This window comes from Streptomyces sp. NBC_01257 (genome assembly GCF_035917255.1).
Classification (GTDB): Bacteria; Actinomycetota; Actinomycetes; order Streptomycetales; family Streptomycetaceae; genus Streptomyces.
Genome location: NZ_CP108472.1, coordinates 1,725,456 through 1,737,967, shown reverse-complemented (window position 1 = coordinate 1,737,967; position 12,512 = coordinate 1,725,456). Strand labels below are relative to the sequence as shown.

At 70.2% G+C, this 12,512-nt stretch carries 10 protein-coding genes; 3 read left to right on the top strand and 7 right to left on the bottom strand.

Annotated elements, in window-relative coordinates:
* Nucleotides 1–7 precede the first annotated feature (7 nt).
* The 7 genes from OG408_RS07045 to OG408_RS07015 all read right to left on the bottom strand — a co-directional run bounded on the left by OG408_RS07045 (nt 8) and on the right by OG408_RS07015 (nt 8,807).
* Entirely contained in the window at nt 8–1,036 is a 1,029-nt protein-coding gene (locus OG408_RS07045; RefSeq protein WP_266776478.1) for an NAD-dependent epimerase/dehydratase family protein, read from the bottom strand.
* A 6-nt stretch (nt 1,037–1,042) separates the two neighbouring features.
* Nucleotides 1,043–1,990, bottom strand: a complete 948-nt coding sequence (locus tag OG408_RS07040; RefSeq protein ID WP_326668919.1) for a carbohydrate ABC transporter permease — start codon at nt 1,988–1,990, stop codon at nt 1,043–1,045.
* Nucleotides 1,991–1,992: 2 nt separating this feature from the next.
* Nucleotides 1,993–2,898 (bottom strand): carbohydrate ABC transporter permease, encoded by a 906-nt coding sequence (locus OG408_RS07035; RefSeq protein WP_326668918.1) that lies wholly within the window; start codon nt 2,896–2,898, stop codon nt 1,993–1,995.
* A gap of 94 nt (nt 2,899–2,992) precedes the next feature.
* On the bottom strand, nt 2,993–4,249 hold the full coding sequence (locus OG408_RS07030; RefSeq protein WP_266776472.1) for an ABC transporter substrate-binding protein: 1,257 nt from the start codon (nt 4,247–4,249) through the stop codon (nt 2,993–2,995).
* Nucleotides 4,250–4,293: 44 nt separating this feature from the next.
* Entirely contained in the window at nt 4,294–5,550 is a 1,257-nt protein-coding gene (locus OG408_RS07025) for a Gfo/Idh/MocA family protein (protein ID WP_326668916.1), read from the bottom strand.
* A gap of 40 nt (nt 5,551–5,590) precedes the next feature.
* Nucleotides 5,591–7,741, bottom strand: a complete 2,151-nt coding sequence (locus tag OG408_RS07020) for a peptidase C14 (RefSeq protein WP_266776468.1) — start codon at nt 7,739–7,741, stop codon at nt 5,591–5,593.
* Nucleotides 7,742–7,949: 208 nt separating this feature from the next.
* Nucleotides 7,950–8,807, bottom strand: coding sequence for an IclR family transcriptional regulator (locus tag OG408_RS07015; RefSeq protein WP_266776466.1), 858 nt, complete (start codon nt 8,805–8,807; stop codon nt 7,950–7,952).
* Nucleotides 8,808–9,096: 289 nt separating this feature from the next.
* Here OG408_RS07015 and OG408_RS07010 point away from each other — a divergent pair, with 289 nt between their 5' ends.
* From OG408_RS07010 to OG408_RS07000, 3 genes are read left to right on the top strand one after another with little or no spacing between them, the layout of a single operon-like run.
* Complete coding sequence (locus OG408_RS07010; RefSeq protein WP_266776465.1) at nt 9,097–10,467, top strand: aspartate aminotransferase family protein; 1,371 nt, start codon at nt 9,097–9,099, stop codon at nt 10,465–10,467.
* The gene (locus tag OG408_RS07005; RefSeq protein ID WP_266776464.1) at nt 10,467–11,654 is read left to right on the top strand and encodes a mandelate racemase/muconate lactonizing enzyme family protein; all 1,188 of its coding nucleotides are present in this window, start codon (nt 10,467–10,469) and stop codon (nt 11,652–11,654) included. Before OG408_RS07010 ends, OG408_RS07005 begins: the two co-directional genes overlap by 1 nt.
* Nucleotides 11,651–12,496 (top strand): amidohydrolase family protein, encoded by an 846-nt coding sequence (locus OG408_RS07000; RefSeq protein WP_266776463.1) that lies wholly within the window; start codon nt 11,651–11,653, stop codon nt 12,494–12,496. The genes OG408_RS07005 and OG408_RS07000 overlap by 4 nt, the downstream gene beginning before the upstream one ends.
* The last annotated feature ends 16 nt before the right edge of the window (nt 12,497–12,512 follow it).

The window sequence follows — 12,512 nt, the reverse complement described above, 5'->3', positions numbered from 1 at the left end:
GAGTGGATCAGAACCTTCCGTCACGTACCTGGAACTTGGTGGGCTTGCCGGACAGCGGCAGCCCGCGGCGCAGCCAGTCGGCCTGCCACTCGACGAGGGTGCGCAGCGCGACGTCCGGGTAGCCGAAGAGAGCATGGCAGCGGCTCGCGTCGGAGAGCAGCGCGGTGGGTGCCTCCTGGCCGGCGAGGACCGGCTCCTTGCCGAACTCCTCGCCGAACCACTGCGCGATGCGGCGCACCGAAGCGGTCTCCGGGCCGGTGAGGTTGAGGGTGAACGCGTCGCCGTCGGTGGCGTGCGGCAGCGAGCGCAGCGCGACCTCGTTGGCGTACCCCTGCCACACCACGTTGGCGTGACCGGTCGTCACGTCTACGGGTTCCCCGGCCTGCACGCGGTAGGCGATGTCGGCCAGCACGCCGTAGCGCAGGTCGACCGCGTAGTTGAGGCGGATGTTGGCGACCCTGGTGCCACGGGTCAGGGCGGCGTGCGCGAAGACGCGCTCCCGGCCCAGGCACGACATGGCGTACTCGCCGACCGGGCCGACCGGGTCGCTCTCGGTGCAGCCGCCGGAGGAGACCGGCACCAGGGGGTAGACGTTGCCGGTGGAGAACGCGGCGATCCGGGCGCCGGACCAGCGCCGGGCCACCCGGTCCGGCATCGCGGCGTTCACCGCCCAGGCGTGCGAGGGTGCCCCGGCGGAACCGAACTTGGCGCCGACCATGAAGACGATGTTCCCCGCGTCGGGCAGTTCCGCCAGATCGGCGGCCGGGTCCATCAGGTCGAAGGCGACGGTACGGACCCCGGCCGCCTCCAGCTCCTCGGCCGCCGTCCTGTCCGACCAGCGGGAGACCGCGTACACGGTCACGTCCCCGCGGCCCGCGGCGTCCAGCGCCCGGCGTGCCAGCCGGCACAGACTGGGGCCCATCTTGCCGCCGGCGCCGAGCACCAGCAGATCGCCTTCGAGCGCGCCGAGGTCGGCGACGAGCGCGGGGGAGGGGGTGGCGAGCCGCTCTTCGAGTGCGGCCTCATCGGTGAACATGTGTGGCTATCCCTTGATTCCGGACGCGGTGACGCCCTCGGTGAAGTAGCGCTGGCCCACCATGTACGCGGCGAAGATGGGCACGAACGCGATGACGGAGCCGGAGAGCACCACGTTGAGCGGCACGTTCTGCTGCTGGAGCGAGGCGATGCCGACGGTGAGGGTGCGCATGTCGGTGGACTGGCCGATGACCAGCGGCCACAGGAAGTCGTTCCAGTGCCAGAGGAAGACGAAGACACCGAGCGTGGCGAGGATCGGCTTCAGCAGCGGCAGCACGATCCGGTAGAAGATCTGCCACTCGTTGCAGCCGTCCAGCCGGGCCGCCTCGAAGAGTTCGTCCGGCAGTCCCTGGATGAACTGCCGCATCAGGAACACCGCCTGGGCGTTGGCCAGCGTCGGCACGATCAGACCCCAGTACGTGTCGACGCCGCCCAGCTTCGCGATCATCGCGAAGGTCGGGATCATCGTGACGTGGTACGGGACCATCACCATCGACAGGAACGACCAGAACATCGTCTCCCGGCCCGGGAAGCGCTTCTTCGCGAAGGCGTACCCGGCGAGCGAGGCGAGCAGCAGCACGCCGACGACGGAGACGACCGAGTAGATCAGTGTGTTCAGCAGCCAGCGCGGCACGTCCTGGGCGCCCATGACGGTGTCGTACGCCTCGCCGGTCAGCGGCCACGGCAGCAGACTGCCGGGGAAGTCGACTGCCGCCGACGGCTTCAGGGAGAGCACGACCATCGCGTAGAACGGGAAGACCGTCACGAGCGCGGCGACCGTCAGGAGCACGCCGCGTGCGATCTTTCCGGTCCGGGTGGCGCGCATGCCGTACGGGACGGTGTCCTGCTCGGAGAGCTTGCGCAGCCTGCGCGCGGCCCGGCGCTCGGCCCGGTCCCGCGGTGCGGGGGCCGGGCCCGCGGGCGGGGCCTTCGTCTCTGCGGGTGCTGCGGTCATGGTCACTGGTCCTTCCCGATCACGAGCCGCTGGATCACCGCGACCACCACGGTCAGCACGAAGAGCGCGACCCCGATGGCGGAGGCGTAACCCAGGTCGAAGTACTTGAAGCCCGCGTCGTAGAGCTGGAAGACGAGCGTGTAGCTGGCGTTGGCGGGGCCGCCGCCGGTCATCGTGTACACGGCGTCGAAGACCTGGAAGGAGGCCGTCGTCTCGATCACCGCGAGGAAGAACAGCGCGGGCTTGAGCTGCGGCAGCACGATGTACCGGAACCTCTGCCAGGGGCCGGCCCCGTCGGTGAGCGCGGCCTCCTCCAGCTCGCGCGGGATGTCCTGCATCCGGGCGAGCAGGATGAGCATCCCGTACCCGAACCGGGACCAGACGCCGACGATCGCGAGCGCGGGCAGCACCAGCACGTCGTCGGAGAGCCAGGAGCCCTCGGACATCCCGAACCAGCCCATCAGGGTGGACCACGGGCCGCCGGTCGAGAAGATCCACACGAAGACGGTGGCGGCCAGCACCAGCGAGGTGACGACCGGCAGGAAGAACACCGAGCGGAAGAACTTCGCGCCGCGGAACGCGCGACGGGTGATCAGCGCCAGGGACACCGACGCGATGAGCGTGCCCGGCACGGCGAGCACGGTGTAGAGGACGGTGACCTTCAGCGCCTGCCAGAACAGCGGGTCGTCCCACAGGCGGGTGAAGTTGTCGAGCCCGATGAAGCTGCCGCCGCCGGTGAGGGAGTAGTCGGTGAAGCTCATCAGCACACCGGCGACGCCCGGGCCGAACCGGAAGGCCAGGAACAGCAGGAAACACGGGAGGACGAAGAGCAGGCCGATCCGGGCCTCGCGGCGCGCCTGCGGCCCGCTGCGACGGCCCCGGCGGGTGGGTTCCGCGACGACTGCCACGGGGATCTCCTTGCGGTACGGGGGAATTGCGGGGGGTCCGGGGGTTTCACCCCCGTGGGGCGGCGGGGCCGGAGGCCGGCCCCGCCGCCGTGGATCAGCGGCCGAGCATCGCCTGCGCGGCCTTCTGTGCGGCGTCCAGCGCGTCCTGCGGGCTCTTCTTGCCGAGCAGGGCGGCCTGGATCTCCGGCGCGAGCACGCCCTGGACCTCACGGGCCTTGTCCTGCAGCGGGCCCACGTCCATGCTCGGAAGCGTGGCGCCGACCGCCGACTGCAGCGCGTCGTCCGGGTAGAGGTTGCCGCCGGACGTGCGGGCCGGGAAGAAGCCGGCAGCCTTCTGCAGACCGGCCGTGTTCTTCGACTCGGCGACGAAGTTCAGCCAGTCGCCGGTGTTCTTCTTGTCGGCGCCCTTCAGCATCGACAGCGCGCCGACGGTGCCGTAGCCGACGGACGCGGTGTCCTTCAGCGGCGGCTGGACGACGATGTTCTCCTTGCCCCAGAACGGCTCGACGTCCGCCGGGGTGTTCTGCCAGGTGCAGGCGACCTTGCCCTTGGCGGTCGGGGTCTGCTCCAGCTTCGGGGTGGTGGTGACCAGGTCCTTGTCGGTGTAGCCGCCGTCCACGAGCTTCTTCAGGTACGTCAGCGCCTTGACGCCGGCCGCGTCGTTGAACGTGACGTTCTTGCCGTCATCGGAGAACACGTCGCCGCCGGCCTGCCACAGCAGCGGGTAGAACGTCATGTTCAGCGTCTGCTGGGTGTCGCCGCTGTAGCTGGTGGCGTAGTAGCCCTTCTTCTTCAGCTTCGGGGCCAGCGCCTCCAGGTCCGCCCAGCTCGTCGGGTAGGTCTTCTCACCGATGGCGGCGAACACGCGCTTGTCGCAGATCAGCGGGTTGGCGCTGGTCAGGATCGGGGTGGCGAGCGCCTTGCCGTCGACCGTGACGGACTTCAGGGCGAAGTCCGTGTAGTCGGACTTGGCGTCGGCCGGCATGTAGTCGTCGGCCGGGACGATGTTCTTGGCGTACTTCGGCAGCTGGTCCGGGATCAGGTAGACCGCGTCCGGGCCCTTGCCCGAGGCGATCGCGGTGGCCAGCGCGGTGTCGCGGTTGGCCCACGGGAAGGTCTCGACCTTCACCGTGACGCCCGCGTGCTCTTTCTCGAAGGCCTTGATCAGGCCGTCCCAGTACGCCTTGTTCTTGGCCTCGTCGAAGATGACCGGGTAGGTCCACATGGTGACGGTGTTGCCGTCGTCGCCGCTGCCGGAACAGCCGGCCAGCACACCGGCGGCGAGCGCGGTCGCCACGACGGGCGCGGCCAGGGCGCGGACTCTGGAACGGCGGGTGAGAAGACGGGACATGAGGGGGTCCTCCGAGGACGTGAGGGTGGGAAGAAGAGGGGGAGTCACTGCGCCGGGACCGTCTGGACGGTGCCGGTGTGCCGGGCGCGCTCGGCGGCGAACGCCGCGAGGTGGCTGCCGAGCGAGGTGGCGGGACCGGAGCGGACCGCCCCGGCGTCACCGGTGGCGACGGCGGTGACGAACGCCTCGACGAGCGCGGCGTCCCCGCCACCGTGCCCGTCCGCCGCGTTCGACCCGGACGTGCCGAGTTCGCGGACGGTGGACTCACCGGTCCGGAAGTCCTGCACGGTGACGCGCTCGCCGTCACCGACGAGCCAGCCGTGCGAGCCGAAGATCCGGGTCTGCCGGTGCGTCTGCTCGGTGAACGCCACCATCTGGAAGGTCGCGGTCACCCCGTCCGACAGCTGCATCGCGAGGACCTGGTGGTCGACCACGTCGTTGTCGCTCCGGTACACGCAGACCCCGTACGGGCCCTCGCGCAGCGCCTGGACGAGACCGGCCTCGTCGGTCGCCTCGGTGACATGGGTGACCGGCCAGACCGCGCCCTTCTCGCGCAGCGTCGGCATGTACAGCTTCTGCGCGCTGTACGGGCAGCCGGACTCGACCGCACAGTCCAGGCAGCGGCCGGCCGACCCGGCCGGGGCGTTCTCGGGCCGGAAGTGCTTCAGCCCGCCGAAACCGGTGACCTGCTCGATCCGGCCGCCCATGACGTACGTGATCCAGTCCAGGTCGTGGCAGGACTTGGCGAGCAGCATCGGGGAGGAGTCCCTCTCGCTGCGCCACGGGCCGCGTACGTAACTGTGCGCGTAGTGCCACCAGCCGACCGGCTCCAGATGGTCGATCGAGACCAGTTGCCCGAGCACTCCGGAGTCCACGACCTCCTTCACCAGGTCGGTGTACGGGGTGTACCGCATGACGTGGCACACCGCGAACAGCACCCCGGCCCGCTCGACCCCCTCGACGATCCGGCGGGTCTCCTCCTCGGTCGGGGCGAGCGGCTTCTCGGCGAGGATCGCGTAACCGGCCTCGGCCAGGGCCAGCACCGGCTCCACATGGAAGCGGTCCTGGGTGGCGACGATCACGGCGTCCGCGATGCGGGTGTCGACGAGCGGCCGCCAGTCGTCGAACTCGACGGGCGCGCCGGCGGCGGTCCGCGCGGCGGGGCGCGGATCGGCGACGGCGACGAGTTCGGCGCGCTCGGGGTGCGCCTTGATCCACTCGGCGTACGTCAGACCGCGGTTGCCGGCGCCGACGAGCGCGACCCGGACGGGCCGGCCGGTGATCGGGGTATGCGTGGACACGGGGAATCCCTGGTGCTCGATGGGCGGTTGGGCCCGGTGGTCAGAAGCGGAGCGTGGCCGCGGTGTGGGCGACGCGGTCGCCCTCGTCCGGCAGCGCGGTGCGCTCGGTGCCGTCCTCGACGCAGCCGGTGTGCAGCAGATGGCTGCTGCCGCCGAACGCCGCGGGCCGCAGTTCGAGCCGGCCGCCGGTGAAGGTGGAGCCGGTGGCCCGGTAGCGGTTGGTGCCCTCGGTGACCAGCACATGGGCGGTGCCCTCGGGTGCGGTCGAGTCGAGGCCGCTGAGCTGCCAGTCGACGGTCCGGGCCGAGCCGGTACGGGCGAGCAGGGCGCCGTCCTTGTTGGTGCCGGACAGCCGCGTGCCGTCGACGCGCAGCCGCTGGTCCTTGGCCGAGGTCAGCTTGATCCCGGTGTCGCGCAGTTCGCCGCCGAGGACGCTGATGTCGGCGTGGGCGAGCGAGACCGGGGCGGTGTCCTTGGATCCGGTCAGCGTGCACTGGTCGATGACGAGCGGCCCGGTGCCGTTGAACACCGCGCCGTCGACGCCCTTCAGCGTGGTGCGCTGGAGGGTGAGCGGGACGGTGACGCCTGCCTGGGTGACCTCCGCGCCCGCCGCGAAGGCGAAGGAGGAGTCGGCGATGACGTTGGGGCGGGCGGAGAGGTCCGAGGCGCGGGAGACGATCAGCGGACCGGTGGCCGTGCAGCCCCGCATCTGCACCCCGTCGGCGTTGACCCAGAGCATCCCGGAGCCGGCCAGCGACTCCTTGCCGATGACCAGGACGTCCTCCAGCGTCAGATCGGTGATCTTGACGCGGGCGACGAACCAGGAACAGGCGTGCCGCCGGACGGTGATCCGCTTGGCCCTGCCGCCCCAGGCCGCCCCCGAGTTGGCGAACGTCATCAGACCGGAGTTGCCGGTGTAGACGAGGTCGTGCTCGAACTGGCCGTGCGTGACGAACGGGCCCTCGTCGTCACCGTCGCCGTGGCAGTTGGTGACGTAGCAGTAGGCCGAGGCCGTGAAGTCGTTGAGGTGACGGGCGTTGGAGGTGTGACAGTCCTCCACGTGCCCGTACAGGCAGTAGATCTGCTGGGTGAGGTAGCCCGCGCCGCCGTAGGTGACGGACTTCGGGTTGGTCAGCGAACACTGCTCGGTGCGGTAGTACGTGCACCAGCGGCGCATCACCACCGGCCAGAAGGTGCCGACGGCCTCGATCCCGGAGACGTCGCAGCGCACCGCGTACTCGTAGGCGACCGGGTGCGAGCCGGTCATCTCGTCCTCGCCCCAGCCCTCGAAGACCATGTTGCGCACGTGGGCGCGGTCGACGGGCTCGATCCGGGTCCAGGTCAGGGTGCGGCCGGCCGCCAGGTCCCAGCCGATCTGGTAGTTGACCCGGATGTGCGTCGCGTCGACGACGCCGGTGACCTGGACGAGGCGCTGGATCTCCTTCTCGTACGTCCCCGCCAGGGCGTTGATCTCCACCGCCCACCACTGTCCGACGGCGAACTTCGAGGAGTCACCGACCTCGAAGAGGTCCGACAGGTCCGGCATCGCCGCGCTCAGGCTGTGCTTGACGGTGGTGTCGGTGATGGTGCCGCGGAAGGAGAGGACGGCGCCGAAGGGGTTGTCGTGGGTGTTCTTCTCGATGTTCTCGGTGCGGATGTGGTGGCCGCCGAAGTCGAGTTCGATGTGGGAGCGGTCGAAGAGGTGGCGTTGGGTGAGGAGGAGGTCGGTGTGGGCTTCGATGCGGTGGACGGTGGGGTCGTTGACCATGGTGTCCAGTGCGGTGTCGGCGGGGGTGCCGGCGTCGAAGTGGCCGAAGGTGCGGAAGTCGAGGGTTCCGGTGTGGAGCTGGTGCCAGCGTCCGGTCTTCGTCGTGCCGTTGGGGGCGATGACGGTGCCGGCGTTGTGGGTGGCGGTGGATTTCTTGTTCCAGCGCAGGGCCATGGTGCCGCCGTCGCCGGGGGTGTTGTAGCCGGCGACGATGACGTGGGTGCCGTCGGCGAGGGGCTTGGTGTTCAGGGCGCGCAGGGCGGTGACGGTGTCCAGGTGCAGGACGTCACCGGTGTGTGCGGGTGCGGCCTGCGCGGAACCGGTGGCCACGGCGGTGCCGGCCATGACCAGACCGGCCAGACCCGAAGCCCGCAGCACACTGCGACGGGACGAGGCGGGGGAGGGGTGGTGCGGAACGCTCATGCGGACTTCGCCTTCCGAGAAGTGCGACGAGTGAGGGAGCGTTCCTGCGGTGGACTGCCATACGGCGGATGGCTGAAAAGGCTCCGGTCGTCGGGTGTTCACGGCGCGGTGGGCAGGCGCCGGAAGCGGACCGGAGGGGATAAAACGTCGGTGACCGGTGAATGTCACCTCGGTTGGCAGGGAACCTACGGCTGGTGATGCCGATCGGTCAAGACCCGATTCCGTCGGAATGTGCCGTGCCGGCCTCCGTGTCGGCCTCGTCCGGGTCCTCGGTCCAGCCCAGCGAGACGCTGATCCGGCGGGCCGCGTCCCGTACCTGGCCGCCCAGTTCCTGGTAGCGCCAGGCAGGCAGCCCGAGCTTGAGACCGGTGATGGACACGGCGCCCGCGCACACCGACCGGTCGTCGAAAACCGGTGCGCCGATGCAGATGATGCCCTCGGCGTCCTCCTCGTCGTCCAGCGCGTACCCGACCCGGGCGATGTCGCGGAGATGGGCCAGGAAGGTCGCCGGGTCCGTGATCGTGCGCGAGGTGCGCCGGGGCAGCCCGAAGCGCTCGATCACCGAGGCGGCCTCGCTCTGCGGCACGGCGGAGAGCAGCGCCTTGCCGAGCCCCGTGCAGTGCGGCAGCTCGCGCTGGCCCATCCGCAGATCGAGCCGGACGCGCTGGTCGAGCTCGACCTGGTCCACCACGACGGCGTGGCCGTCCTCGGGGACGGCGAGCCGGGACGCCATGCCGGTGGTCCGGGTGAGGTCGCGCAGCACCGGGTGGGCCACCCCGCGCAGGGAGACCTGGGACCTGGCCCGGTCGCCGAGCCGGGCCAGGCTCATGCCGAGCCGGTAGCGGCGGTTCATGCCCTCGCCGTCGTCCGAGACGAGGCCGTATGCGCGCAGGGTCTGGAGCATGCCGAAGGCGGCGCTCTTGGAGATGGAGCAGGCCTGACCGACCTCGGTGACGCTCAGGCCGTTCCCCTGCGAGGGAGCGGCGAGCGCTTCGAGGATGTCCGCTGCCCTGGCCACGCTCTTGACCCAGTACTTCGGTTCTTCTGGGGCAGCACTGTTCGTCATAGCAGAACAGCGTAGTGCCTCCGTGGGTGCGGAGAGTGCCTCCGATTCAACAAATCCCCCACATCCGGGCCTTGGCGGGGCGGAAGGGGGTTGACCGGTTTTCGGCCCGGACGTAATATCCAGGCACTGTTCTGCTCTACAGAACAGCGTTCTGAAAAAGCGAAACGCATCACCGAGCACCACGGATCACCCTCTTCCTGCGGCGACTGCCGGGCGGATGGCGCCAGGGACTCACGGGCCGGGCAGGGCCCGCGAAAACCGACGACTCTCGACGCAAGGAGCAAGCACCATGAGTTCAGGCCCGGTAGGCAACGAATCCGGAGCCCGACTCGCCGAGCGCGCCCGCCAGGTCGTACCCGGCGGCGTGAACAGCGGTCAGCGCAGCGTTCCCGGACTGACCGACCTGGTCGTCACGGGGACCCACGGCGCACGGTTCCGTACCGCCGACGGACGCGAGTACACCGACTTCCACTCGGCGTTCGGCCCACCGCTGCTCGGCCACAACGACCCCGACGTGGCCCGTGCCACCGCCGAGGCGGGCGCGACCCTGGGGCACATGGGCGTCGGCGTCACCGAGGGCGAGGTCCTCCTCGCCGAACAGCTCACCGAGCTGATCCCCTCGATCGAGAAGGTCCTGCTCACCAGCACCGGCAGCGAGGCCACGTTCCACGCGCTGCGCGTCTCCCGCGCCGCGACCGGCCGCCGCCTGGTCGTCAAGTTCCAGGGCTGCTACCACGGCTGGCACGACGCGGTCAGCCTCAACGTCATCTCCGAGCCCTCGAAGGTCGGCGGCCACGACCCGATCTCGACCGGCATCCTGCCCGAGGTCCTCGAAGCCACCCTCGTCCTGCCGTTCAACGACAGCGAGGCCGTCCGCCGCACCTTCGCCGAGCACGGCTCCGACATCGCCGCCGTCATCGTCGAACCCGTCCCGCACAACGTCGGCGCACTCCTGCCGTACCAGGAGTTCCTCACCACGCTGCGCGTGGAGACCACGAAGGCCGGCAGCGTGCTGATCTTCGACGAGGTCATCACCGGCTTCCGCCACAGCATCGGCGGCTGGCAGCAGATCTCCGGCGTCACCCCCGACCTCACCACCCTCGGCAAGGCCATCGCCAACGGCGCCCCCGTCGGCGCGATCGGCGGCCGCGCCGACCTGATGGACCTCTTCTCCACCCGCCCCGGCGCCCCCGCCTTCTTCGCCGGCACGTACAACGGCCACCCGTCCGTCGTCGCCGCCGCCCTCGCCACCCTGCGCAAGCTCCGCGAGGAACCGGTCCACGACCACGTCTTCCGGCTCGGCGACCGCGTCCGCACCGAACTGACCGCACTGTACGAGCGCCTCGGCGTCCCCGCCGTCGTCACCGGCTACGGCTCCGTGTTCGTCAGCTACTTCATGGCGGGCGAGGCCCCCCGCACCTACGCGGACCTGCTGAACAACGACGCCTCGATGTTCGTCGGCTACCGCCGCAAACTCCTGGACCACGGCCTGTTCGAGCTCCCGCTCAACCTCAAGCGCAGCCACATCAGCTACGCCCACACCGACGCGGACGTGGACCGTCTGATCGAGGGCACCGAGGCCGCGGTCAAGGCCGTCCTCGCCGACGGCGGCGCCCGCGACCTGGAGAACACCTCGACCATGGGCGGAGCGACCCGCTGATGCTGACCGTCAACCGCACCCGCCCCGCCGGCCCCGCCGGACGGATCACCCGCGTCGAGACCCTGATGCTCGGCACCTCCTGGCGCGACTTCGGCTACGTCCGGGTCCACACCGACGAGGGCCTGACCGGCATCGGCGAGATCACCCACCCGTACCGGGTGAGCGAGGTCTGCGCCCTCACCGAGGCCATCGCCGGACGGCACCTCATCGGCGCCGACCCCTTCGACATCGAGGAGCTGTGGCTCCGCGTCTACCAGGGCGACTTCCTGCGCGGCGGCGACATGGGCGGCGTCGCGCTGTCCGGCCTCGACCAGGCGATGTACGACCTGATGGGCAAGGCGCTCGGCGTCCCCGCCTACCGGCTGACCGGCGGCGCCTGCCGCGACGACGTCCGGGTCTACGCCAACGGCTGGTACACCGGCGAACGCGAGCCCGAGACCTTCGCCGCCAAGGCGAAGGAGACCGTGGCCAAGGGCTACACCGCCCTCAAGTTCGACCCCTTCGGCCCCGGCCTGCACGAGCTGGAGCGCGCCGAACTGCGCCGCTCCATCGACCTCGTCGCCGCCGTCCGCGAAGCCATCGGACCGGACATCGACCTCTTCATCGAGGGCCACGCCCGCTTCGCCATGCCGACCGCCGCCCGTCTCGTGCGGGAGCTGGAGCCCTTCGACATCGGCTGGTTCGAGGAGCCGATGCCCTGGACGCACATCGAGCGGTACGCGGAACTGCGGCAGCGCGCTGCCTTCCCCATCTCCGGCGGCGAGCACTTCCACAACCGCTACGAGTACAAGCAGCTCTTCGCGACGAACGCCGTCGACATCATCCAGCCCGACCTGTCCATGGCCGGCGGCTTCACCGAGGTCAGGAAGCTCGCCGCGATCGCGGACACCCACGGCATGCTGGTGGCCCCGCACAACTCCAACTCCCCGCTCTGCACCACCGTCTCGGTGCACGCGGCGCTCGGAATCCCCAACTTCAAGATCCTCGAGACCTTCGACGGGCTCCTGGAGCCGTTCGTCTTCGACGCCCTCAAGGGCACCCTCCCGATGGCGGACGGCCGCATCGGACTGCCGACCGCCCCCGGGCTCGGCGTCGAACTCGTCGACGAGGTCTTCGAGGAACACCCGCCCAGCCACCGCTTCTGGAACATGTTCGCGGACGGCTGGGAGAAGCGGAACCGCACATGATCACCGACGTCCACTCCCACCTCTTCCGGCACAGCCACGACTTCACCGACCCGTTCAGCTCCGACTCCGCCCGCGCCCACGCCGGCGAGGTCGACCTCACGGTGAAGTGGGAGGAGTACGCCGCCACCGCGCCCGACTCCACCCGCACGATCGTCGTCGGCGGCAAGGCGCGCCGCAGCGGGCTCTGGGTCGACGACGCCGCCGTGGCCGCGTACGTCGGCGAACACCCCGACCGGCTGATCGGCTACCTGGCGCTCGACCCCACCCAGCCCGGCTGGCAGGAGGAACTGCGCTACGGCCACCAGGAGCTCGGCCTGCGCGGCATCAAACTGATGCCGATGTACGCGGGCTTCGACCCGGCGGCCGAGGAGTACGACGAGCTGTACACGTACGCCGAACGGCACGGGCTGCCGCTCCTGGTGCACACCGGCACCACGTTCGTCTCCAGCGCACCGCTGGAGTGGGCGATGCCCCGCCACCTGGACGCGGTCGCCATCCGCCACCCGGAACTGCGGATGGTCCTCGCCCACCTCGGCCACCCCTTCGAGGGCGAGTGCATCGCGGTCATCCGCAAGCACCCGCACGTGTACGCCGACCTCAGTGCCCTGCACTACCGGCCCTTCCAGCTCTGGCACAGCCTCCGGCTGGTCCAGGACTACGGGGTCTTCCACAAGGTGCTGTTCGGCAGCGACTACCCGTTCACGACGGTCGACGACTCGGTGAAGGGGCTGCGGGAGATCGCCCGCATCCCCGGCATCCCCGGGCTGCCGCCGCTGGACGCGGACGCGATCGAGGAGATCATCCACCGGCCCTCCCTCGATCTTCTGGGCCTGAACGGCTGACCCGGCCGTTCACCAA